This is a genomic window from Bradyrhizobium sp. AUGA SZCCT0176 (assembly GCF_018130145.1).
Lineage (GTDB): Bacteria > Pseudomonadota > Alphaproteobacteria > Rhizobiales > Xanthobacteraceae > Bradyrhizobium.
Genome location: NZ_JAFCMB010000003.1, coordinates 44,977 through 66,341 on the forward strand (window position 1 = coordinate 44,977; position 21,365 = coordinate 66,341).

Below are 21,365 nucleotides of genomic sequence, written 5' to 3' on the forward strand. Positions count from 1 at the left end.
CCCATCGACGACGCTGGCGCCGGCCACGATTTCGCCGCGTCAAATGAGCGCGAAACGGGCAAAACGGCGGAAATACGGTGCGATATGGCGGATTTTTGCGGAATCCGTGGTGCCGTTTTGCGCTACCCAGTCCGCCACAACCCGCGTATCCTGAAGTCTCGGGCATGCCCGGTATGTGCGGGGACCGGCGGCTCGGATATTTTTTTGATTCCGCGGAGACGACGTGAATGGCTAAAGGTACGGTGAAGTGGTTCAACCCGACCAAGGGTTATGGATTTATCCAGCCCAGCAACGGCGGCAAGGACGTTTTCGTTCACATTTCGGCAGTTGAGAAAGCTGGGCTTTCGACGCTTAACGAAGGGCAGACGGTTGAATACGAAGAGATTGCCAATCGCGGCAAGACTTCGGCCGAAAACCTCAAGGTTTAGCGCTACCGCGCGATCGGCAACGGCGCGCTCTCGGAAGTAATCCGGGAGCCGGGCTTGAAAAAACTCTCAAAAAACTGTGAGCGTTCGGCGGAGCGAGCACCGTAGTTGCTCGTACTCTCTTTGGGCCGACCGGCCGCTCAATCTTCCTTCACCCATTTCTCGACCGGCATGACGTCCGGAGGCTGCAGATAGCCTCGCGGCCAGAGGTCGACGACCCATTCGGCCTTGGTTGCGCGATCGACCAGCACGGCGGTGTTGTGCGGTGTCTGCAGCACCAGCGTATTGCCGCGATAGCGGGGATCACCGATCGCATGATGCTTCAGCAGCCCCCAATCCCGCAGCACCAGTAACAGGCTGGTGGTATTGCGGGTGGTGTCCCAGCAATCGTAATTGTGCTTGTCGTCGAAGTAGCGGAAATCCGCTTTCGCCACGCGCTTATTGGTGCCGAGGATCGGTCCCATACGGCGGTCGAACCACACCACGGCCTTCTGCACCGCCGCGCGTTCGGCCACGGCCGACGCACGGCCCGCAGCCATGATCTGCGTCAGCGCGGTGCGGTCCCCCGGCGTGAACTCCAGTATCTGGCGGCGCCGGCAGACGAAGCCGTAACAGACCGTCATCGAATTCGCCGACGGCGGATAGATCGACACCGACGTATAGAGGTCGGCGACCGCCGAACTCATTTCGGCGGCTTCGGAAGGCGCGCCTGACAACGCCGCCCCGACAACGCCGAGCACGCCCGCAAGCCGGGCAAACGTTTGGCGTAACGCTCGATCGGCGTCTCTCATGATCCCTGCTATCCAAACCACGGCGGTGCCCGAGAATTAGCGCGTGCCTTTCACGCTGCCAAGTTGCAAGACCGCCACCTGTGGAACAGGCCACGGCTATTTTTGGCGTGGTGCGTTTTGGTCACGGTCGTTTTGTTTGCGCTACCCGACCGGCAACGGCGCGTCGCGCTTGACCTCTTCCATGACGGCGTAGGTCCGCGTTTCGCGCACCCCCGGCAGCGCCAGCAGGGTCTCGCCGAGAAAGCGCCGATAGGCCGTCATGTCAGCGAGACGGGCCTTCACCAGGTAATCGAAGCCGCCCGCCACCATATGGCATTCCAGCACTTCGGGGGCCGATTGCACCGCTTCAGCGAAGCGCTCGAAGACATCGGGCGTGGTCTTGTCGAGCATCACTTCGACGAACACCAGCAAGCCCAATCCCAGGAGATGCGGATTGAGCCGGGCGCCGTAACCCTCGACAAAGCCATCGCGCTGCAGCCGCTTCAGGCGCTCGCCGATCGAGGTCGGTGACAGCCCGATCCGCTCGGCCAGTTCGACATTCGCAATACGGCCATCTCCTTGAAGAATAGAGAGGATTTTGCGGTCAATCTTGTCTATATCCATCGTTTATCCGGCTATTTTGGCTATTCTCCATATTTCCTAAGGCATAATGACGAATTTGTCTATCGAACTACGGTTGGAGCAGCGGTAAATTGGATGAGACCCCGAGGGAATCACCATGCCGGACCATCCACCGCCTCTCCCGCCCTTCAACGCGGCCTACGCACCCGATGATTGGAAAATCGCCGCCCGCCTGCTCGCCACCGCCAAGCTGGGCGCCGAGCAGGAGACGCGGATCGACCTCACGGCGACGCGCCTGATCGAAGCCGTCAGAGCCAATGACGATCCGCTCGGCGGCGTTGAGGACATGCTGCGCGAGTTCGCATTGTCGACCAAGGAAGGCCTCGCGCTGATGGTGCTCGCGGAAGCGCTGTTGCGGGTGCCGGATGCGCGCACCGCCGACCAGTTCATCGAGGACAAGCTCGGCCAGGGCGACTTCGTGCATCACGAGACCAAATCCAGCGCCTTCCTGGTCAACGCCTCGGCGTGGGCGCTCGGCATGTCGGCGCGGGTGATCCAGCCCGGCGAGACGCCGCAGGGCACCATCGGCCGGCTGACCAAGCGGCTCGGCGCACCCGCCGTACGCGCCGCGACACGCCAGGCGATGCGGCTGATGGGCAGCCATTTCGTGCTCGGCGAGACTATCGAGGCCGCGCTGGCGCGGGCCGAAGCGCATGCATCGCGCCACCGGCGCTATTCCTTCGACATGCTCGGCGAAGGCGCGCGCACCGCCGCCGACGCCGCGCGCTATTTTGATTCCTATGCACGCGCGATCGATGCGATCGGCCGCGCCGCCAACAATCGTCCCTTGCCCGATCGGCCCGGTATTTCCGTCAAGCTCTCGGCGTTGCATCCGCGCTTCGAAGCGGTCAGCCATTCACGCGTGATGAGCGAACTGGTGCCGCGCCTGATCGATCTGGCGCGGCAGGCCAAGACCTTTGATCTGAATTTCACCGTCGATGCCGAGGAAGCCGACCGGCTGGAATTGTCGCTCGACGTGATCGCGGCGGCATTCGCCGATCCATCATTGGCCGGCTGGGGCGGCTTTGGGCTGGCGATCCAGGCCTATCAAAAGCGCGCCCGTGAGGTGATCGACCATGTCGATGGTCTCGCGAAAAGCCTGAACCGCCGCATGATGGTGCGGCTGGTGAAAGGCGCCTATTGGGACACCGAGATCAAGCGCGCGCAGGAGCGCGGTCTCGACGGTTATCCCGTGTTCACCCGCAAGGCGATGACGGACCTGAACTACGTCGCCTGCGCGCAGCAATTGCTGGGCTTGCGGCCACGGATCTTTCCACAGTTCGCGACGCACAACGCGCTGACGGTCGCGACGCTTCTCGAACTGGCAAAGGACAAAAGCGGCTTCGAATTCCAGCGCCTGCACGGCATGGGCGAGGCGCTGTATGCGCAGCTCAGTGAAGACCATCCCGACATCGCCTGCCGGACCTATGCGCCGGTCGGCAGCCACCGTGATCTCCTCGCCTATCTGGTACGGCGGTTGCTCGAGAATGGCGCCAATTCGTCGTTTGTCGCGCTCGCCGCCGATGAAACGGTGCCGATGGCCACATTGCTGTGGCGTCCGATGGAAATCATTGGCGTCGCCGCCAAAGCCGCGCATCCGGACATCCGCCTGCCGGCCGATCTATTTTCGCCACAACGGACAAACTCGCGCGGGCTGGAATTCGGCGAACGGGCGGCGCTGAACAAACTCGTCGCGGCTGTCGCTGCGGAAGTTTTGCCTGCAACTGGCAGCGTCGCTGATGCGACGCTCTCCGAAGTCAACGCGGCAATCTTGGCCGCGCGCGACGGCTTCAAAGGCTGGAGCCGAACGCCGGCCTGGACGCGCGCAAGCATTTTGGAAAAGGCCGCCGACCTGCTGGAACAACGCGCGGCGCATTTCATCGCGCTGCTGCAGCGCGAGGGTGGCAAGACGCTGGATGACGCGCTGTCGGAAGTCCGCGAGGCCGTCGATTTCTGCCGTTACTATGCCGCGCAAGGCCGCGAACAGTTCGGCGACGGCAAGGCGATGCCGGGTCCGACCGGCGAGAGCAATGTGCTCGCCTTGCGCGGCCGCGGCGTCTTCGTCGCGATCTCGCCGTGGAATTTTCCGCTCGCGATCTTCATCGGCCAGGTCACGGCGGCGCTGATGGCGGGCAACGCCGTCGTCGCAAAACCTGCCGAGCAGACACCGCTGATCGCGGCGGAGGCGGTGCGGCTATTGCATGAAGCCGGCGTCTCACCGTCCGCATTGCATCTGGTGCAAGGCGACGGGCGGATCGGTGCGGCGCTGGTGGGACATCCCGACATATCAGGCGTCGTTTTTACCGGCTCGACCGGGGTGGCACGATCAATCAACCGGACGCTGGCGGCCAAGGACGGCCCGATCGTGCCGCTGATCGCCGAGACCGGTGGCATCAACGCCATGATCGTCGATGCCACCGCATTGCCCGAACAGGTTGCCGATGACGTCGTCACCTCGGCGTTCCGCTCGGCCGGTCAGCGCTGCTCGGCGCTGCGGCTGTTGTTCGTCCAGGACGACGTTGCCGACCGCATGATCGAGATGATCGCAGGCGCCGCGCGTGAACTGAGGATTGGCGATCCCAGCGATCCCGCCACCCATATCGGCCCGGTGATCGATGCCGAGGCCAAAGCGCGCCTGGACGCTCATATCGCGCGCATGAAGCAGGAAGCGCGGGTGCACTTTGCGGGCACCGCGCCCGAGGGTAATTTCGTCGCGCCGCACATCTTTGAATTGTCCGATGCCGGACAACTCAAGGAAGAAGTGTTCGGTCCGGTGCTGCACGTGGTGCGTTACCGGGCCGACCGGCTCACTGCCGTGCTGCAATCGATCGAGCGTTCCGGCTACGGACTTACGCTCGGCATCCACTCCCGGATCGACGATACGGTCGATGACATCATCGACGCCGTTCAGGTCGGCAATATCTACGTCAACCGCAACATGATCGGCGCGGTCGTCGGCGTGCAGCCGTTCGGCGGGCATGGCCTTTCCGGCACCGGCCCCAAGGCCGGCGGACCGCATTATCTGGCGCGGTTTGCCACCGAACAGACGGTGACCGTCAATACCGCCGCCGCCGGCGGTAATGCAGCCCTGCTCTCGGGCGGGGAGTAGTTGCATCCCGCGCCCAAATGGCGTTGAAGTTTCAGCACGCACGGCATGCAATATTCCAGCGGAAGAAAAATCAACAGGGTTTCGGGAGCGGCATCGACATGGAAAAAGGCATTTTTGACGGCCTCAAGGTTCTGGACTGCGCGAGTTTCATCGCAGCCCCCGCGGCCGCCACCGTGCTGTCCGATTTCGGCGCCGACGTGATCAAGATCGAACCGCCGGTTACCGGCGATCCATATCGAAATTTGCCGAATTTGCCGGGCTACCCGCACAGCGAACACAATTTCGCGTGGATGCTGGAAGCCCGCAACAAGAAGAGCCTGGCGCTCGACCTGACGAAGCCGGAAGCGCAGGCGGTGCTCTACAAACTGGTCGCCGAGGCCGACGTCTTCATCACCAACATGCCGCCACAGGTCCGCACCAAGCTCGGCATCACCTGGGATCACCTAGCGCATCTCAACGACCGGCTGATCTATGCGTCGTTCACCGGCTATGGCGAAAAAGGCGAGGAAGCCAACAAGCCCGGCTTCGACTCTAACGCCTATTGGGCGCGCTCCGGCCTGATGGACCTTGTCCGCGCCGACGAGCACACCACGCCGGCGCGATCGATCGCCGGCATGGGCGACCACCCCTGCGCGATGGCGTTTTACGGCGCGATCGTGACCGCGCTGTTCAAGCGTGAAAAGACCGGCAAGGGCTCGCACGTCAGCTCGAACCTGATGGCCAACGGCGTCTGGGCGGCCTCGGTGCTGGCACAGGCCAAACTGGTCGGCGCCAAGTTCGGCGAACGGCGGCCGCGCGAGCGCGCGCTGAACGCGGTGACCAATCACTACCAGTGCAAGGACGGCCGCTGGCTGATCCTGTCGCTGCTGAACGAAGACCGGCAATGGCCGACGCTGGCGCGCTGCCTCGAGCGCGAGGATCTGGTGACCGACCCGCGCTTTGAAACCAGGAAGGAGCGCCACGCGCGCTCGCTGGAACTGATCAAGATCTTCGACGAAATCTTTGCCGGCAAAGACCTCGCCGAATGGCGCAAGATCCTCGACGGCAACGGGCTGGTGTTCGGCGTCGTCGGCATTCTCGACGACATTCCGGGCGACCAGCAGATGATCGAGAACGAAGTGCTGGTGCCGTTCGAGAACGACACCATGATGACCATCAGCAGCCCGATCTGGGTCGACGGCAGCAAGAAGGTCCAGCCGCGCAAGCCGCCCGGCCTCGGTGAACACAGCGACGAGATTTTGCGCAACGCCGGCTATGACGAGGCCGCGATCAAGAAGCTGCGCGCGTCCGGCGCGGTGGCGTGAGCCTGCGGAACAGCGGCATGCCCACCTACCGACTGCATTACTTTCCAGAATCGGGAAACAGCTACAAGCTTGCGCTGATGCTGACCCTGTGCGGCCAGACCTTCGAGCCGATCTGGACCGATTTCGGCGGCGGCATCACGCGGTCAGCGGAATGGCGGCGCACGGTCAACGAGATGGGCGAAATCCCGGTGCTGGAAGAGGATGGCGTCCGCCTCACCCAGACCGCGCCGATCCTGCTGAAACTCGCGCGGCAGTTCGGCCAATTCGGCGGCGAGACTGAAGCGGAGCATTTCGAAGTCTTGCGCTGGCTGTTCTGGGACAACCACAAGCTCACCGGCTACATGGCCTCATACCGATTCATGCGGACGTTCATCCCGTCAGGCGATCCCGCGGTGCTGACCTATTTTCGCAAGCGGCTCGACGATTTCCTCGGCATCCTGGAAACACATCTGCAGCAGAATGCGTTCGCGATCGGCGCGCGGCCGAGCATCGCCGATATCTCCATGATGGCCTATCTGCATTATCCGAGCGACGAGACCGGATATGATTTCGCGGTGAGCCACCCGGCCATCAGTGCGTGGCTCGGCCGCATGGCTGATCTGCCCGGCTGGAAGTCGGCCTACGATCTGCTGCCCGGCAAGCGGCTGACGCATTACGCGAAGTGAACGCTTTCGGTTTGACGTTTCAGCGGCTCAACCAGGCCCAGACGATGCCGAAGACGATCACACCGGCAATGACGGCGACCGCGATCGCCCAGGTGCTGACGCGGACGTTGCTGACGACCTCGCGTTTGGCTTCGTTTTCGGCGATCTCGCGATTCCGTTGCCTGTTCTCCTGGTCGGAAGAGCTCATCGCTGGTCCCCGCTCGGTTGGTCGTTACCCGTCACTCTAGCATCAAACGATGACGGTGCATCGGCGCCCTTGCCGCTGCCAAGGCCGAAACGTGCCTACCGGCTTTTCACAAAACACATGCCCATGCGCCCAGTCTTGCCGCTGACCTGACAGGCCAGCCCCTCGGCGCAGGTCCAGCTGCGAAAACTCGCGTCGTTGCTCGCCGCGGTATTGCCGGGAGCGTAGCAATGCGCGCCCCAGCCATCGCTATATTCGGTCCCCACCAGCTCCGTGCTGCCGCGCAATTGCGGGCGGCTGGCAAAGCCCCGGGAATAATCCGGCGCCTTGCCATCCCGCACTGCGGTGAGGATGTCACGGCGGCGAACCTGATCGCCGAAGAAGTGCGGCGACGCCGGCACGACCGTTGAATTGGAGGGATTGACCGCCATCCAGTCGACGCCGGGAAAATGAAATCCGCCGATGCCACGCGTCTGGTGGCATCCGGAACAGGTGACGTCGTTCAGCCGCCGCTCAAAGCCGCCAGCCGAGCGGATGTTTTGCAGCTTCATACCGCCAGCCGCGGCCTTCTTCAGCGCCGTGACGACGTCAGCTTCGCTGAACACCGCCTTGGCCCCCTCGCCCTGCATCAGGCCGAATTCAGGCTGCAGGTCGGAAGCGTCAAATCCGGCCGGCGTTGCGGCAATCGCGCCATTGGCAAGGAATTTTTCCGGGATCAGGACCGCGCCAGAATCGAACTCTGCCAAATGTTTCGGCTCCAGCAGCCATGACTTGAATTCGCGCCCGAGCTTGTCGTCGGCCAGAATGCGGTCGCGGTCGATCTGGTTCTCCATCGGCGCTTCCCGAAATTCCCGCGCCGCGGCGTCATAGCGAAACACCTTCAACAGGTAATCGGTACGGAAATCGCGCACGGGCGATTTCGGCGCATGCGCGATCTGAAGGTTGGTCTCGATGCGATCGATGTTTTCATAACCGAGCAGATCGAGCGGACCGTTTTCATCCAGCAGCTTTTCCGCGAGCGGCGCGCCGGTCAGCGAAAATTCGCCTGCGGCGAGCCATCGCTTTGCGATTTCGGAACAGGTGACGGGTTTGCCGTTACGGTCGATCCCATGACCGGCCTTGGCTTTCAGCACGAGATTCAGCGTCATCGGCAGACGGGGCAAAATTGCCCTGTCGTCGATCCCCGGCGTTTTCATTCGCGTCAGCCGATAGATCAGCCGGATGTCGCCGCAGCTGGCCTCGTCGACATAAGCGCGGTCCATGCGATTGACGATGCCCGCCAGCGCGAAACGGGTGTCGCCGGAATCAAGCTGGGTGCGGTCGAACAGTTGAAAGGCAAAGCCATCACCGACGCCGATGGCTTCGCTCGGCAGGCTCCTTTTGTGTCGCGCAATATAACGGTCGAACTCGGCGTCGATCGCCTGGCGGACCGGGAGCATCGACGGCAGGGTGAATAGCTGGCCGCTCGTGAGCGGAATATCGGCCGACCGCTCCGGCCACAACAAACGGCCGATGCCGAACCTGCCGCCGTCGAGTTCGCGCAGCGCCAGGGGATCCGTTATCGCGGTCCCACGCTCCAGTGGCGCGGCGGACGCCGGCAATGCGCCGCACACCAGGGCGAGCATGATGAAAAGAAATCGCAGCGCGCGGCTCATGCCCCCACTAACACCGCGCGAAGTGGCCTATTCAAGTAAAAAGGCGCTTCACATCCCGGTGAAGCGCCTTCGTCTTTCAGATTTCGCGTAATCAGCGGGCGACAATCAGACCCTTGCTGGTCACGACCACCCATTTGCCGTCCTGCTTGCGGATGGCATCGATGCGGCCGAGACCCGGGACAGGATCGCCGGCGTAGACTTCAAAGATGCCCTGGCGGCCTTCGATCAGCGCGCTGCCATTGGCGGCGTCACGCAACACCCAGCCGTCCACGGTCGGCAGCCGTGCAATCTCGGGCTTGGGCGCGGGCAGCGGCACCGCCGCGGCCGTTGCGGGCGGCGACACCGTTCCCGTGACGTCCCTTGCGGCAGCCGGCGTTGCGGCGGCGACGGGTGCGGGTGCAGCAGCCTGCGCACGGAGTTTTTCGACGGCATCGCTGAGCTTGGCGAGCTTGGCGGTCGGTTCGGCCTGCGCCTTCTCGACCTTGTCGAGGCGGTCGCTGGTCTTGTTGAACTGGCTCACCCCGGTTTTGGAGGTGTGCTCGACGCTGGCCTTCAGCGCCAGGATATCGGCGTCGATCCGCGCCACCGAGGCTTCGAGTGCACTGTTGTTGTTCGCCACGGCGGAATTTCCGGCCATCATCTGTCCAAGACCCGCGGTTGCCAGCGCGCCACCGAGCGCACCGGCGACCGTCGCCAGCGCCACCACAGCCGCCATCGCCGACATCCGGCGCTTGCCGGACACGCCGTCAGCTGCAACGGCCTCAGGCTTCACATCGGCTTCGTCGCCGTTCCACGCGCGCTCGCCGGGCGACATGATCAACAGCTTGCCAGGAATCCGCGGCGTTTCAACTTTCGGAGCTTCAGATGTGGCCGCTTCGACCTTCGCCGGTTCAACTTTGGTTGCTTCAAGCTTGGAAGCCTCGACCCTGGGCGCTTCCACTTTGGGCGCATCCGGCTTTGGGGACGTTTCTTGCTGGTCGGGTGCCAGCATCGGGGACTCGATCGCCGCCGTCACCGGCACTTTGGCTGCGGTCATATCGGGAGCGGCCGGCCCGGCGCCGACGGAACCGGTTTCACCGCTGGTGGCCTCGGACTGCTGTTCGCTCACGTTCAATTCTCCAGAATGGGTTGACCTTTTGGTAACTTTTATTGCTTGCGAAATCGTTACCGGGTTCCGCCTTACCGAAATTTTAGAAGGTCATCCGGGCCTGTTTGCGGCCGCAAAGCGACGGCTGCAGGGCCGGCGACTCCGCCCGCTCGCCCATGCTGCCCTGCGGCAATCCCCGACAGCTCCGTTTGCGCCCGTTCATTTACCGACTAACATGGCCTGACCATCCAGCCAGAAGGCAGGAGGCCGCCATGACCATCGAAAAATGCATCAACGAGTTTGATGTAGATGACGTCATTTTTGAGGAAGGCTCGACCGGGCGCGAACTGTTCGTCGTGCTCGACGGCAAGGTCGAGATCGCCAAGGTTAACGGCGCCAGCAAGACCGTGATCGCCACGCTCGGCAAGGGAGAATTCTTCGGCGAGATGGCCGTGATCGACGGCTCGTCCCGCTCGGCGACCGCGATTGCCGCAGCGGCGCACACCCGCGTGATGCGGATCAATCACGCCCGCTTCGTCTATCTGGTCAGCCAGCAGCCGGCGTTTGCGCTGATGATCATGGATGCGCTCAGCAAGCGGCTGCGTGCCGCGAACGCGATCACGTTCAAAGCCGCGGCCAATCCATGAGCGAGCGCAGGCCGAGCCCGTTCAAGACCCTGCTCGAAAGCGACGTCTGCACGCTGATCGAGGCAGCCGAGGACGTGTACCAGATTCGTTTCAAGAACCGCGCGGCGAACGCCTATCTGGTGCGCGGCAGCTCGCGGACCATCATGATCGATGTCGGCCTGTCATCGAACTATCCGCATCTGCTGAAATGTCTGCAACACGTCAATTGTCCGCCCGAGAAAATCGACATGGTGGTGCTGAGCCATGAGCACCTCGACCATATCGGCGCCGCCTATCATTTCAATGGCCGCGCCTTCATCGCCGCGCATCGGCTGGCCGCCAACAAGATCATGCTGCGCGACGATTTCTCGATGCTGCGCAAGATGTTCAACGAACCGAATATCCCGATCAATGTCGACATCTGGCTCGAGGAAGGCAATCTGCTCGACCTCGGCAATTTCCGCCTCAACGTGATGTACACGCCCGGCCATACCTCAGCCTGCATCACGCTGTTCGATCAGGACAAGGGCCTGTTGTTCGCCAGCGACACGCTGATGCCCGGCGGCGTGATGGGCGGCGTATTCGGCTCCGGCAGCATCGCCGACTATATCCAGTCGCTGGAGCGGCTGAAGGGGTTGAACTCGAAGATCCTGCTGTCCGGCCACGGCCGCCTCTCCGACACGCCGCAGGACGATGTACGGGTCGCCATTCAACGTTCGCACAACCTGCTGTCCGACACGGCGCAATTGTTCGACGCGCTGGATGCGCGCTCGAATTTCGAACCGATCATGCAGTCGGTGCGAGACCTCAACAAGCTGGATGATGGCTAGGCAGCCAACGCTGCCGAATAATTGCGCCATCCGGAATTATTTCCCGCCTGACAGATCTTGACGTGATTCCAAATCACGCTCGCCGGCCTTCGGCTGCGATCCATCCATTTGACAAAATTTATGGCGGCCTGTTCAACAACAGCAACAACGACGCCTCCAAGAGGCATGGGGAGAGAGCACCATGAAACTTTACGACTCGGTCGGACCGAATCCGCGCATTGTCCGCCAGTTCATGGCGGAGAAGGGCATCGAGATGCCGAAGCAGACGGTCGACCTGCGCAAGGGCGAAAACCGCGAGGCCGAGCACCTGAAGCGCAATCCGCACGGCCAGATGCCGGCGCTTGAACTCGACAATGGCAGCTATCTCTCGGAAGTCATCCCGATCTGCGAATATCTCGAGGAGAAGAACCCGACGCCTGCGATGATCGGGACGACGCCGGAAGAGCGCGCCGAATGCCGGATGTGGACGCGCCGCGTCGATCTCAACATCTGCGAGCATCTCGCCAATGGCTTTCGCTTCGGCGAGGGTCTGAAGTTTTTCGAGAAACGCATCCTCTGCGCGCCCGAAGCCTCGCCCGGCCTGAAGATGATCGCGGCCAACCGCCTGCAATGGCTCGACGGACAAATGGCCGGCAAGGACTATCTCTGCGGCAAGCGCTTCACGATGGCCGACATCCTGCTCTATTGCTGGCTCGATTTCGCCGGCACGGTCGGCCAGCCGCTGGATCAGACCAACGCCAATATCGTGGTGTGGATGGCGCGAGTTGCGGAACGGCCGTCGGTGAAGGCGTAGGTAAGGCCCGTGTCTTACCCTCCCCTGGAGGGGGAGGGTCGACTCGCATGGAGCGAAGCGAAATGCGAGAAACGGGGTGGGGTGAAGGTCCCTCAACTCGGGCACCGCTCGCGAGGAGAGACTGTCACCCCACCCCGCCGCTTCGCGTCGACCCTCGAGCAAGCTTCGCTTGTCTCGGACCCCTCCAGGGGAGGGTAAGAGCTAAATCACCACCGGCTTGTCCGGCAGCTCATTCATCCCGCCGCCCTGCGGCGGAAAATGCGCTGCCAGTTGCCTCGACACGGCCTCGATCCCCTTGATCACGCCGCGTTCGAAATTTCCCGCCCGAAATTCCGTTTCCATCTCGACGCAGATTTTCTCCCAGCCGGCGGTGCCGACATGTGCGTGGATGCCGCGGTCGGCGACGATTTCGACGTCGCGGTCGGCCAGCAGGAGATAGATCAGCACGCCATTGTTGTGCGCGGTGTCCCAGATCCGCAGTTGCGAGAAAACATCCAGCGCGCGTTCCCGCGCCGGCTGGTTCCGGAACAGCGGCGCGCCGTCGAGCGCGCCTTCCACCACGAATCGGACCTGGCCTGAATGCGTGGCCTCACCCGCCCTAATCGCCGCCTCGATCGCGGCCAGCACCTTCGGCGGAAAGTCGCGCCGCTCTCGCCAGCGGTGTTGGAGCAGATGCCTGCCAATGCGTTTGATGCCCATATCTACCAGCTCCCCGACGCGCCGCCGCCGCCGAAACTGCCACCCCCGCCGCCGCTATCGCTTGAGCTGCTGCTGCTCGAACCACCTCCGGACCATGAGCCGCCGCTGCTGCCGCCAGACCACCCGCCGCTTCCACTACTGCCTGGCGACGACGACACAATGGTGTCGCTGAACAGCACGAAAAACACTGCGATCAGCCCCGCGAATATGGCCGCGGCCAACGAGCCGAACAGGAACCAGGCGATCAGCATCACCACGCCGCCGCCAACGCCCGCCCCGACCAGCCGCCCGAGCATGGTCCGCATCAATCCGCCGAACAGGAACACCGGGATCAGGAGAAACGGATTGAACATGGCGTCGACGTCGAACAGCCCTGACTGATGTTGCCAATGCGGCGGCTCCGGCTCCGGCAGTTTCTCGCCATCGATGATCCGGATCATCTTGTTGAGGCCGGCCGAGACGCCGCCGGCGAAATTGCCGGACTTGAATTTCGGCGTGATCTCCTCGTCGATGATGCGCTTGGTGGTGACGTCGGTCAGCGCGCCTTCGAGGCCATAGCCGACCTCGATGCGAAGATGACGATCGTTCTTGGCGATGACGAGCACTGCGCCGTCGTCGATCTTCTTGCGGCCGATCTTCCAGGCTTCCGCCACCCGGAGTGAGAATTGCTCGATCGCCTCGCCGTCCGTCGTCGGCACAACCAGCACTGCGATCTGGCTGCCCTTTCGCGCCTCGAAACTTCGGATGGTCTGGTTAAGCGAATCGATATCGCCGCTGGTGAGCGTCCCGGTCTGATCGACCACGCGCCCGACGAGCGGCGGCACCGCGACGACGGCCAGGGCTGAAGCAGCCCAGAACACGAGCAGCGCAAGAATGGAAACTCTTGCAGCATTCATTGCGATTGATCTTTGATCCGCTACTTCGCGGGCGCGGCCGGTGTCGGATTGAAATCCACCTTCGGCGCCGTGGATATTTCCTTCTCGTTCTCGACCGCGAAGTTCGGCTTTTCCTTGTAGCCGAACATCATCGCCGTCATGTTGTTCGGGAAGGTGCGGATACCGACGTTGTAGTCCTGCACCGCCTTGATGTAGCGGTTGCGCGCCACGGTAATGCGGTTCTCGGTGCCTTCGAGCTGCGCCATCAAATCCTTGAACAGCGCGTCGGATTTCAGCTGCGGATAGTTTTCGGTCACGACCAACAGGCGCGAAAGCGCGCTGGAGAGTTCACCCTGGGCGGCCGTGAATTTCTGGAACGCGGCGGGATCGTTCAGCAGTTCGGGTGTCGCCTGAATGCTGCCGACCTTGGCGCGGGCGTTGGTGACCCCGAGCAGCACGTCCTTTTCCTGCTGCGCAAAGCCCTTCACCGAATTGACGAGGTTGGGCACGAGATCAGCGCGCCGCTGGTACTGGTTCACCACCTCCGACCAACCCGCCTTGACCTGCTCGTCGGTGGTCTGGATGGCGTTGTAGCCGCAATTGGTCAGGCTCAGCGTCGCCAGCGCCGCCAGCACGGTCCATAATCTGCGCATAAAACACTCCCGGTATTATTTCGTGTCACGGTATCAGAATGTCGTGCTTTCACACAATTATTCCGGGGCTGGGCCTAATGACCCATCCCGGAATGACGGCGGTGATTGAATGAACTTCGGGCCGCTTTCGTTCCGATGGCTCTTGCCTATCGTCGGCTGAAATAGTCACATGGCCGAATAATAATAACGGGAGGGCCCATGACCGCATTCGAAACCATCGTCGTGGAGCGGCCGGAGCCGCGCATCGCGCGGATCGTGATGAACCGGCCCGAGGCGCGCAACGCGCAGAACCTGCAAATGACCTACGACCTCAACGCCGCCTTCGATGCGGCCGTGCAGGACGACGCGGTCAAGGTCATCATTCTCGCAGGGAGCGGCCCTCATTTTTCCGCCGGCCACGATCTGCGGCCGGGCAGCAAAAATGAAGCCGGGGTGGATTTTCCGCCGGTCGGAAATTGGGGTGGCTTTGCCGAACCCAACGCCCATGGCCGCTTCGCCCGCGAACAGGAGATCTATCTGCAGATCACGCGGCGCTGGCGCAACCTGGCGAAGCCGACCATCGCGGAAGTGCACGGCAAATGCATTGCCGGCGGGCTGATGCTGGCCTGGGCCTGCGACATGATCGTCGCCAGCGCCGATGCCGAGTTCTGCGATCCCGTGGTCACCATGGGTGTCTGCGGCGTCGAATGGTTCGTGCATCCCTGGGAACTCGGCCCACGCAAGGCCAAGGAATTGCTGTTCACGGCGGATACCTGGAGCGCGGACGAGGCGCACCGGCTCGGCATGGTCAACCACGTCGTGCCGCGCGCGGAGCTTTCCTCGTTCGTGATGGCGCTGGCGCAGAAGATCGCGGCGAAGCCATCGTTCGCGCTGAAGCTGACCAAGGAGGCCGTCAACCGCTCGGTCGACGTAATGGGACAGCCCGCGGCGATCGACCAGGCGTTCGCGCTGCATCAGCTCTGCCATGCGCATAATCTTCAGGAATTCGGAATGGTGGTGGACCCCGCGGGGCTTCATCCTTCCGTCAGGAAGCAGGCATCGGTGAAGTAGAGCTATGGACCTTACATTGAGCGATGAGCAGCGGTTGGTGCGAGAGAGTGCCGAACGTTTTGTGGCCGGAACTTATAACGCCGAGCATCGCCGCCGGATGGCGAGCGAACCGCTCGGCTTCAGCGCCGAAATCTGGAAGCAGTTCGCCGAGCTCGGTTGGCTGGCGTTGCCGATCGCCGAGGAGCATGGCGGGCTCGGCGGCGGCGCGGTCGAGGTCGGCATCCTGATGGAAGCGTTCGGCCGCGGGCTGGTGTCCGAACCCTATCTCTCGACGGTCGTGATCGGCGCGGAATTGATCGGCGCCTGCGGCAGCGAGGCGCAGAAGCAGGCGCTGCTGCCCAAGGTCGCCGACGGTTCGCTCTATCTGGCATTCGCACATTCGGAACGCGCGGCGCGGTTCGATCTGGCTGAGGTCGCGACCACGGCGTGGAAGACGGCAGAGGGATGGCGCCTCGACGGCCGCAAGACCGCGGTGCTCGACGGTAATGCCGCCGGGCAGATCATTGTTTCGGCGCAGGTCGCCGACGACAATGGGGTGGGAGAGCTCGGCCTGTTCCTGGTGCCGGCGGAGGCGGCTGGTCTCACCAAGCGCGATTTCCCGCGACTCGGCGGCGGCCGCGCATGCAACCTCGAACTTCGCGGCGTCCACGTGAGCGCCGACGCCGTGCTCGGCGACGGCAGCGATGCGCTGCCTGTTATCGAGGCCGTGGTCGACCGCGCAATGGCCGCACTCGGCGCGGAAGCCGTCGGCATCATGCAGACGCTGCTGGATCAGACGCTCGAATACACGAAGATTCGGAAACAGTTCGGCCGGCCCCTGTCGGCCAATCAGGTGATCCGCCATCGGCTGGCCGACATGGCGATGAACTGCGACGAGGCCCGCTCGATGGCGCTGCGCGCCGCGCTGATGATCGATGCCGAACCGGTCGCGCGCGGCCGCGCCGCCTCGGGCGCCAAGGCCAAGATCGGCAAATGCGCGCGCTTCGTGGCCGAACAATCCGTGCAGTTGCACGGCGCGATGGGCGTCACCGAAGAGCTCGACATCGGTTCCTACTTCAAGCGGCTGCTCGCTTTCGACACGTTGTTCGGCGGCAGCGCCCATCATTATCGCCGCCACGCCGCCCTCGGCGGCCGAACCATTCAAGCCTAGCGGGAGCGCCACATGGATCTCACCTTCAACGCCGAGGAGCGCGCCTTCGAACAGGAAGTCCGCGACTTCATCGCGCAGAATCTGCCGGCGGAAATGAAGCACGCGCAGTCGCTGACCCCATCGGTGTTTTCCGATCCCGATATCGGGATCGCCTGGCAGAAGGCGCTGCACGCCAAGGGCTGGGGCGCGCCGGGATGGCCGGTCGAGCATGGCGGGCCGGACTGGACCCCGGCGCAGCGCTGGATTTTTGAAGCCGAATGCGCCCGTGCCGGTGCGCCGAACGTCAATGTGATGGGCGTCAAGATGGTCGGCCCCGTCATCATCGGCTTCGGCTCGCCGGAGCAGCAGAATTTTTACCTGCCGCGGATTCGCTCCGGCGAGGATTATTGGTGCCAGGGCTATTCCGAGCCCGGCTCCGGCTCCGATCTCGCCTCGCTGAAGACGCGCGCGGTGCGCGACGGCGACGATTACATCATCAACGGCACCAAGATCTGGACCACGCACGCCCACCACGCCAACCGCATGTTCGCGCTGGTGCGCACCAACGAGACCGAACGGCAGCAGGACGGCATCTCCTTCATCCTGATCGACATGAAGAGCCCGGGCATCACGACAAGGCCGATCCTCACGATCGGCGGCGACCACGAGGTCAACCAGGTGTTCTTCGACGATGTGCGCGTGCCTGTCGCCAACCGGGTCGGCGAGGAAGGCAAGGGCTGGACCTACGGCAAATACCTGCTCGAGTTCGAACGCGGCTCCGGCATCGCCTCCGCCAAGTTGCGCGAGGCGCTGAAGACGGTATCCGACCTTGCCGAATCCGAGGCCACCGGCCGCGCTATCGACGATCCCGATATTTCGATGCGGATGTCGGAGATCGAGGTCGATATCGACACGCTCGAGATGACCGAATTGCGCGTGCTGTCAGCGCTGCAGACCGGGCAGAGTCCCGGCGCGGTGTCCTCGCTGCTCAAGCTGCGCAACAGCGAAATCCGCCAGGCGGTCACGCGGCTCGGCGTCGATGTGATCGGCCATGACGGGCTCTATGTCGAGCCGATGCGGCCGTTCTACAAGCTCAACGAGGCGCCGGGAATTCCCGAGGAGATGCTGCCGGTGGTGCCGGAATATCTCAACAGCCGGGCGTACACGATCTTCGGCGGCTCGTCGGAGATCCAGCGCGATATTATCGCGAAGATGGTGTTGGGATTGTAGGACGATCAGGCCACTTCCTGCCGCCGGCCGACGATTTCGTGGGCCGTTGAGGCGTTGCCGAGGCCGATTGCCGTGAGCAGCTTCAGCATCTCCAGCCGCGCGGTGACGTGCGACATGGTGGGGCGGCTGCCGAGCGTGATCTCGTCGAGATCGTCGACGGCGGTGAGGCCCCGCGGATAGAATTCGCGGAAGATCACCCGTTCGGCCAGACCGTCGACGCAGCGGAAGTTCAGCCGCTGTGACAGCTGCTGGATGCTCTCGCCAACAAGGCGCTTGTTGCGCGAGCCGAGCGTCGAGAGCCGGTTGCGCAGCACGATCCAGTCGGTGACGCCGAGATAGCGCACGCGGCGCCTGCCGCGCGCTTCTTCCACCATCTCGGCATAATGGCTGGTGCTGGTGACGCGGAAGGATTCCGGATCGACGGTGCCGAGCACATCGAGATCGACGAAGCTGTCGTTGAGCGGCGTGATCAGCGTGTCCGCCATCGCATGCGCGACGTGCGTCAGATAATCGTCGTGACCGGGGGTGTCGATGATGACGACGCCGTAGCGGCCGGCGAGCGTCTCGACGGTCTTCTCCAGCGCCCGGCAGCCGGCGGCTTGTTCGTCGGCCGAGGGATAATCGAGCTGCTGGAAGCAGAAATGCTGGGGCATGCCGAGGTCGCGGCCGACATGACGCGCCCAGGCGCGCCGGTTCTCGATGTGATGGGTGAGGCTTTTCTGCCTGGTATCGAGATCGATGGTGGCAACCGCCTGGCCCGACTTGATCAGGGCGATCGCGATATGCATGGCGACGGTGGATTTTCCCGACCCGCCCTTCTCATTGCCGACGACGATCACACGAGCAGACAGTGCCCGCATCGCACCTTCAACCGACATCGGATCGCCCCCGAGAGTCTGATTACGTTCTTGCTTCTTGCTCTGCGATCATTGGGCTTGATTCGGCGGAATCCCGCAACCGTGAGGGGTGCTGATTTTTGAGGCGTGCTGCTTTGAGTCGCACTCATTTCAAGCCAGCACCTCTAACTGTCATGGCCGGGCTTGACCCGGCCATCCACGTCTTGCTTGTTCGTACACAGTGAAGACGTGGATGCCCGGGACAAGCCCGGGCATGACGACCTTTTTGCCGTTACGCCCCCGCCCTCGCATCCCGGATCGCCTGCCAGACCTTGGCCGGCGTCAGCGGGGTGTTGAGCTGCTTGATGCCGAGCTCACTCAAGGCATCCATCACGCCGTTGGTGATGCAGGGCGGGCCGCCGATGGCGCCGGATTCGCCGCAGCCTTTGGCGCCCAGGGGATTGGTGCGGCACGGCGCGGAATCATCCAGCGTCACCTCGATGGGCGGAATGTCGTCGGCGCGCGGCACGCAGTAATCCTGATAGCTCGCGGTCAGCAATTGTCCTTCCTCGTTGTAGGACACGCCTTCATACAGCGCCTGCCCGATGCCCTGCGCGACGCCGCCATGCACCTGGCCGGTGACCAGCATCGGATTGACGGCGATGCCGACATCGTCGACCGTGGTGTAGCGCACCACCTTGCTGACGCCGGTTTCGGGATCGATCTCGACCTCGCAGATGTGCGTGCCGTTCGGCCAGCTCGGGCCGTCAACCTCGCCCTCGCTGTCGACGCTGAGCCGCGCGCCGTCTTCCTTCTTGGCGATCTCGAACAGGCTGATCCGCCTGTCGGTGCCGACCACCGTGAGAAAGCCGCCCTGATACTCGATATCGTCGATCGAGGTCTCCAGGACATTCGACGCCTTCTCGCGCGCCTTGTTGATCATGTCGTTGGTGGAAACGGCCACCGCCGTGCCGCCGACGAACAGCGAGCGCGATCCGACGCTGCCGAAACCGGTGGCGAGATCGGTGTCGCCCTGCACGACGTCGATCTTGTCCATGGGAATACCGAGCGTATCCGACACCATCTGGGTGTAGGTGGTCTGCAGGCCCTGCCCCATCGCCATGGTGCCGGAATGCAGGATGATGCGGCCTTCTGCCGTCGCGTGCAGTGAGACCTTTTCGGTGTGCGCGCGGCCGCCGGTCCATTCGATGTAGCTGGTGAGGCCGCGGCCGTAGAGCAGGCCCTTCTTCCTCGCGGCTTTCTTGCGCGCATTGAAACCGTCCCAATCGGCGAGATCGGAGGCGCGTTGCATCATGTGCGCGAACGCGCCGGAATCGTACACCTGGCCGGCGGCGTTGGTGTAGGGCAATTGCGCCGGCTTGATGTAATTGACCTTGCGGATAGCGCGCGGGTCCATGCCGATCTGGCGCGCGGCGGCGTCCATCAGCCGCTCGACGATGAACACGGCTTCCGGCCGGCCCGCGCCGCGATAGGCGCCAACCGGCGCGGTGTTGGTCATCACGGATTTGACTTCGAAATGCACCAGCGGAAGATCATAGACGCCGGTCTGCACGAACGGCCCGAGCACCAGCGGGATGATGTTGCCGGCGCCGCTGCTGTAGGCGCCGGTGCCGCCGATCGAGCGCACGCGATAGGCCAGCACGCGGCCCTTGGCGTCGAGCGCGAACTCGCCGGTCGAGGTGAGGTCGCGGCCATGGGTTCCGCCGACGAATTCATCGGTGCGATCGCCGCGCCAGCGGATCTTCTTGCCGAGCTTGGTCGCGGCATAGGCCACCACGCCGTCTTCCGGATAAAGGCTGGTCTTCTGCCCAAAACCGCCGCCGATATCGCCGACCAGCACGCGCACGCTTTCCTTCGGCCGCTTCAAAATCGATTCGGCGAGCAGATCGCGGGTCGAGCCCGGCGTTTGCGATTGCACGTGCAGGATCAGCCGGCCGGATTTCTTCTCGATCTCGGCAATGGTCGAGCGCGGCTCCATCGCCGATGGAATCAGCCGCTGGCTGACCAGGTCGAGCGACACGGTATGCGCAGCGCTGGCGAAGGCCGCTTCGACCTTGGCGGCATCGCCATAGCTCATGGCGCCGACGATGTTGTCGGGCGCTTCGGGCCACACGACAGGCGCGCCGGGCTTGACCGCTTCGACGGGATCGACCACCGATGGCAGCACCTCGTAATCGACCGCGATCGCTTCCGCCGCGTTCTGCGCCAGCACCCGTGAGGTCGCAACCACAGCTGCGACCGGCTCGCCGGCGAAGCGCACGATTTCATGCGCCAGCAGCCGCCGCGGCGGCACCGTCATCGGCGAGCCGTCCGGCCGCTTGAAGATCGCCAGCGTCGGGATGGTGCCGATATCGTCCCTGACCAGGTCGGCGCCGGTATAGATCGCTTCCACGCCCGGCAGCTCCGCCGCGGCCCTGGTATCGATCGAGACGATTTTGGCGTGGGCATGGGGTGAGCGCAGCACGTGCAGCCACAGCGCGCCCTCCTCCGGCCTGTCGTCGATGAACTGCCCCTTCCCGGTAAGCAGCCTCTGGTCTTCCAAACGCTTGACCGGCTGGCTCGCACCAAAACGCATATTGCCGGGAAGAATGTTCATCAGTTGGTCCTTCGATTTTCTTCGCAAGAGTTGGGCTGGTTCTAGCCGATAGATAGGGTGCGAGCCAACCCTATGGAAGCGCCTGAGAAATGGGCAATGGTCTTGCTCAGCTTCGTCCCGGCCTCACTATCGTCGTCCCGGCCTTGAGCTCAGATGCGCAATTGCGCATCGGGGGACCCATACGCC

Annotated in this window: 20 protein-coding genes; 10 read left to right on the top strand and 10 right to left on the bottom strand. The window is 63.3% G+C overall.

All coding sequences use genetic code 11. The features are described 5' to 3' along the window. Window positions 1-227: 227 nt before the first annotated feature. Window positions 228-428, top strand: a complete 201-nt coding sequence (locus tag JQ600_RS08510; RefSeq protein ID WP_027539571.1) for a cold-shock protein — start codon at window positions 228-230, stop codon at window positions 426-428. Between the two features lie 137 nt (window positions 429-565). Here JQ600_RS08510 and JQ600_RS08515 read toward each other — a convergent pair whose 3' ends face one another. Both JQ600_RS08515 and JQ600_RS08520 read right to left on the bottom strand, forming a co-directional pair. Next, window positions 566-1,216, bottom strand: coding sequence for a hypothetical protein (locus JQ600_RS08515; protein WP_409410650.1), 651 nt, complete (start codon window positions 1,214-1,216; stop codon window positions 566-568). A 141-nt stretch (window positions 1,217-1,357) separates the two neighbouring features. Beyond that, window positions 1,358-1,819, bottom strand: coding sequence for an Lrp/AsnC ligand binding domain-containing protein (locus tag JQ600_RS08520; protein ID WP_212391387.1), 462 nt, complete (start codon window positions 1,817-1,819; stop codon window positions 1,358-1,360). A 115-nt stretch (window positions 1,820-1,934) separates the two neighbouring features. On the opposite strand from JQ600_RS08520, the gene putA reads away from it, so the two are divergent. From putA to JQ600_RS08535, 3 genes are all read left to right on the top strand, one after another. After that, window positions 1,935-4,946, top strand: a complete 3,012-nt coding sequence (gene putA / locus JQ600_RS08525; RefSeq protein WP_212391389.1) for a bifunctional proline dehydrogenase/L-glutamate gamma-semialdehyde dehydrogenase PutA — start codon at window positions 1,935-1,937, stop codon at window positions 4,944-4,946. A 98-nt stretch (window positions 4,947-5,044) separates the two neighbouring features. After that, window positions 5,045-6,250, top strand: a complete 1,206-nt coding sequence (locus tag JQ600_RS08530) for a CaiB/BaiF CoA-transferase family protein (RefSeq protein ID WP_212391391.1) — start codon at window positions 5,045-5,047, stop codon at window positions 6,248-6,250. Window positions 6,251-6,267: 17 nt separating this feature from the next. Beyond that, window positions 6,268-6,915: a glutathione S-transferase family protein gene (locus JQ600_RS08535; protein WP_212391393.1), complete on the top strand. Its 648-nt coding sequence runs from the start codon at window positions 6,268-6,270 to the stop codon at window positions 6,913-6,915. 19 nt (window positions 6,916-6,934) lie between these two features. On the opposite strand, the gene JQ600_RS08540 is transcribed toward JQ600_RS08535, so the two are convergent. The 3 genes from JQ600_RS08540 to JQ600_RS08550 form a co-directional block, all read right to left on the bottom strand. Continuing rightward, a complete protein-coding gene (locus tag JQ600_RS08540) occupies window positions 6,935-7,102 on the bottom strand; it encodes a hypothetical protein (RefSeq protein WP_212391395.1) in 168 nt (55 codons plus the stop codon). A 95-nt stretch (window positions 7,103-7,197) separates the two neighbouring features. Continuing rightward, entirely contained in the window at window positions 7,198-8,754 is a 1,557-nt protein-coding gene (locus JQ600_RS08545; RefSeq protein ID WP_212489777.1) for a hypothetical protein, read from the bottom strand. Between the two features lie 91 nt (window positions 8,755-8,845). After that, entirely contained in the window at window positions 8,846-9,862 is a 1,017-nt protein-coding gene (locus JQ600_RS08550; RefSeq protein ID WP_409363344.1) for a hypothetical protein, read from the bottom strand. 251 nt (window positions 9,863-10,113) lie between these two features. Here JQ600_RS08550 and JQ600_RS08555 point away from each other — a divergent pair, with 251 nt between their 5' ends. From JQ600_RS08555 to JQ600_RS08565, 3 genes are all read left to right on the top strand, one after another. Then, complete coding sequence (locus JQ600_RS08555) at window positions 10,114-10,488, top strand: Crp/Fnr family transcriptional regulator (protein ID WP_212263453.1); 375 nt, start codon at window positions 10,114-10,116, stop codon at window positions 10,486-10,488. Beyond that, window positions 10,485-11,297, top strand: coding sequence for an MBL fold metallo-hydrolase (locus JQ600_RS08560; protein ID WP_212391402.1), 813 nt, complete (start codon window positions 10,485-10,487; stop codon window positions 11,295-11,297). Before JQ600_RS08555 ends, JQ600_RS08560 begins: the two co-directional genes overlap by 4 nt. Window positions 11,298-11,478: 181 nt before the next feature. Further along, a complete protein-coding gene (locus JQ600_RS08565; protein WP_212391404.1) occupies window positions 11,479-12,090 on the top strand; it encodes a glutathione S-transferase family protein in 612 nt (203 codons plus the stop codon). Between the two features lie 201 nt (window positions 12,091-12,291). Here the strand turns inward: JQ600_RS08565 and JQ600_RS08570 are convergent, their stop codons facing one another. Genes JQ600_RS08570 through JQ600_RS08580 form a run of 3 tightly spaced genes read right to left on the bottom strand, consistent with a single transcriptional unit; the run spans window position 12,292 to window position 14,317 of the window. Further along, window positions 12,292-12,789, bottom strand: a complete 498-nt coding sequence (locus tag JQ600_RS08570) for a TPM domain-containing protein (protein ID WP_212391406.1) — start codon at window positions 12,787-12,789, stop codon at window positions 12,292-12,294. A 2-nt stretch (window positions 12,790-12,791) separates the two neighbouring features. Next, window positions 12,792-13,685: a YgcG family protein gene (locus JQ600_RS08575; protein WP_212391408.1), complete on the bottom strand. Its 894-nt coding sequence runs from the start codon at window positions 13,683-13,685 to the stop codon at window positions 12,792-12,794. A 20-nt stretch (window positions 13,686-13,705) separates the two neighbouring features. Further along, the gene (locus JQ600_RS08580) at window positions 13,706-14,317 is read right to left on the bottom strand and encodes a LemA family protein (protein WP_212391410.1); all 612 of its coding nucleotides are present in this window, start codon (window positions 14,315-14,317) and stop codon (window positions 13,706-13,708) included. A 198-nt stretch (window positions 14,318-14,515) separates the two neighbouring features. Here JQ600_RS08580 and JQ600_RS08585 point away from each other — a divergent pair, with 198 nt between their 5' ends. Genes JQ600_RS08585 through JQ600_RS08595 form a run of 3 tightly spaced genes read left to right on the top strand, consistent with a single transcriptional unit; the run spans window position 14,516 to window position 17,726 of the window. Beyond that, window positions 14,516-15,367, top strand: coding sequence for an enoyl-CoA hydratase (locus JQ600_RS08585; protein ID WP_212391412.1), 852 nt, complete (start codon window positions 14,516-14,518; stop codon window positions 15,365-15,367). A gap of 4 nt (window positions 15,368-15,371) precedes the next feature. After that, on the top strand, window positions 15,372-16,517 hold the full coding sequence (locus JQ600_RS08590) for an acyl-CoA dehydrogenase family protein (protein ID WP_212391414.1): 1,146 nt from the start codon (window positions 15,372-15,374) through the stop codon (window positions 16,515-16,517). Window positions 16,518-16,529: 12 nt separating this feature from the next. After that, on the top strand, window positions 16,530-17,726 hold the full coding sequence (locus tag JQ600_RS08595) for an acyl-CoA dehydrogenase family protein (RefSeq protein ID WP_212489778.1): 1,197 nt from the start codon (window positions 16,530-16,532) through the stop codon (window positions 17,724-17,726). A gap of 5 nt (window positions 17,727-17,731) precedes the next feature. On the opposite strand, the gene JQ600_RS08600 is transcribed toward JQ600_RS08595, so the two are convergent. Together JQ600_RS08600 and JQ600_RS08605 are read right to left on the bottom strand one after the other, a co-directional pair. Next, window positions 17,732-18,604 (bottom strand): division plane positioning ATPase MipZ, encoded by an 873-nt coding sequence (locus JQ600_RS08600; RefSeq protein ID WP_212391418.1) that lies wholly within the window; start codon window positions 18,602-18,604, stop codon window positions 17,732-17,734. 250 nt (window positions 18,605-18,854) lie between these two features. Next, on the bottom strand, window positions 18,855-21,179 hold the full coding sequence (locus tag JQ600_RS08605; RefSeq protein WP_212391420.1) for a xanthine dehydrogenase family protein molybdopterin-binding subunit: 2,325 nt from the start codon (window positions 21,177-21,179) through the stop codon (window positions 18,855-18,857). Window positions 21,180-21,365: the final 186 nt, after the last annotated feature.

Bases quoted from the DNA above. Each gene is read 5' to 3' on its own strand.
- JQ600_RS08570 (WP_212391406.1), bottom strand. From the start codon at position 12,789: ATGGGCATCAAACGCATTGGCAGGCATCTGCTCCAACACCGCTGGCGA.
- JQ600_RS08590 (WP_212391414.1), top strand. From the start codon at position 15,372: ATGGACCTTACATTGAGCGATGAGCAGCGGTTGGTGCGAGAGAGTGCC.
- JQ600_RS08595 (WP_212489778.1), top strand. From the start codon at position 16,530: ATGGATCTCACCTTCAACGCCGAGGAGCGCGCCTTCGAACAGGAAGTC.
- JQ600_RS08555 (WP_212263453.1), top strand. From the start codon at position 10,114: ATGACCATCGAAAAATGCATCAACGAGTTTGATGTAGATGACGTCATT.
- JQ600_RS08510 (WP_027539571.1), top strand. From the start codon at position 228: ATGGCTAAAGGTACGGTGAAGTGGTTCAACCCGACCAAGGGTTATGGA.
- JQ600_RS08585 (WP_212391412.1), top strand. From the start codon at position 14,516: ATGACCGCATTCGAAACCATCGTCGTGGAGCGGCCGGAGCCGCGCATC.
- JQ600_RS08575 (WP_212391408.1), bottom strand. From the start codon at position 13,685: ATGAATGCTGCAAGAGTTTCCATTCTTGCGCTGCTCGTGTTCTGGGCT.
- JQ600_RS08600 (WP_212391418.1), bottom strand. From the start codon at position 18,604: ATGTCGGTTGAAGGTGCGATGCGGGCACTGTCTGCTCGTGTGATCGTC.
- JQ600_RS08540 (WP_212391395.1), bottom strand. From the start codon at position 7,102: ATGAGCTCTTCCGACCAGGAGAACAGGCAACGGAATCGCGAGATCGCC.
- JQ600_RS08515 (WP_409410650.1), bottom strand. From the start codon at position 1,216: ATGAGAGACGCCGATCGAGCGTTACGCCAAACGTTTGCCCGGCTTGCG.
- JQ600_RS08535 (WP_212391393.1), top strand. From the start codon at position 6,268: ATGCCCACCTACCGACTGCATTACTTTCCAGAATCGGGAAACAGCTAC.
- JQ600_RS08545 (WP_212489777.1), bottom strand. From the start codon at position 8,754: ATGAGCCGCGCGCTGCGATTTCTTTTCATCATGCTCGCCCTGGTGTGC.
- JQ600_RS08560 (WP_212391402.1), top strand. From the start codon at position 10,485: ATGAGCGAGCGCAGGCCGAGCCCGTTCAAGACCCTGCTCGAAAGCGAC.
- putA (WP_212391389.1), top strand. From the start codon at position 1,935: ATGCCGGACCATCCACCGCCTCTCCCGCCCTTCAACGCGGCCTACGCA.
- JQ600_RS08520 (WP_212391387.1), bottom strand. From the start codon at position 1,819: ATGGATATAGACAAGATTGACCGCAAAATCCTCTCTATTCTTCAAGGA.
- JQ600_RS08530 (WP_212391391.1), top strand. From the start codon at position 5,045: ATGGAAAAAGGCATTTTTGACGGCCTCAAGGTTCTGGACTGCGCGAGT.
- JQ600_RS08580 (WP_212391410.1), bottom strand. From the start codon at position 14,317: ATGCGCAGATTATGGACCGTGCTGGCGGCGCTGGCGACGCTGAGCCTG.
- JQ600_RS08605 (WP_212391420.1), bottom strand. From the start codon at position 21,179: ATGAACATTCTTCCCGGCAATATGCGTTTTGGTGCGAGCCAGCCGGTC.
- JQ600_RS08565 (WP_212391404.1), top strand. From the start codon at position 11,479: ATGAAACTTTACGACTCGGTCGGACCGAATCCGCGCATTGTCCGCCAG.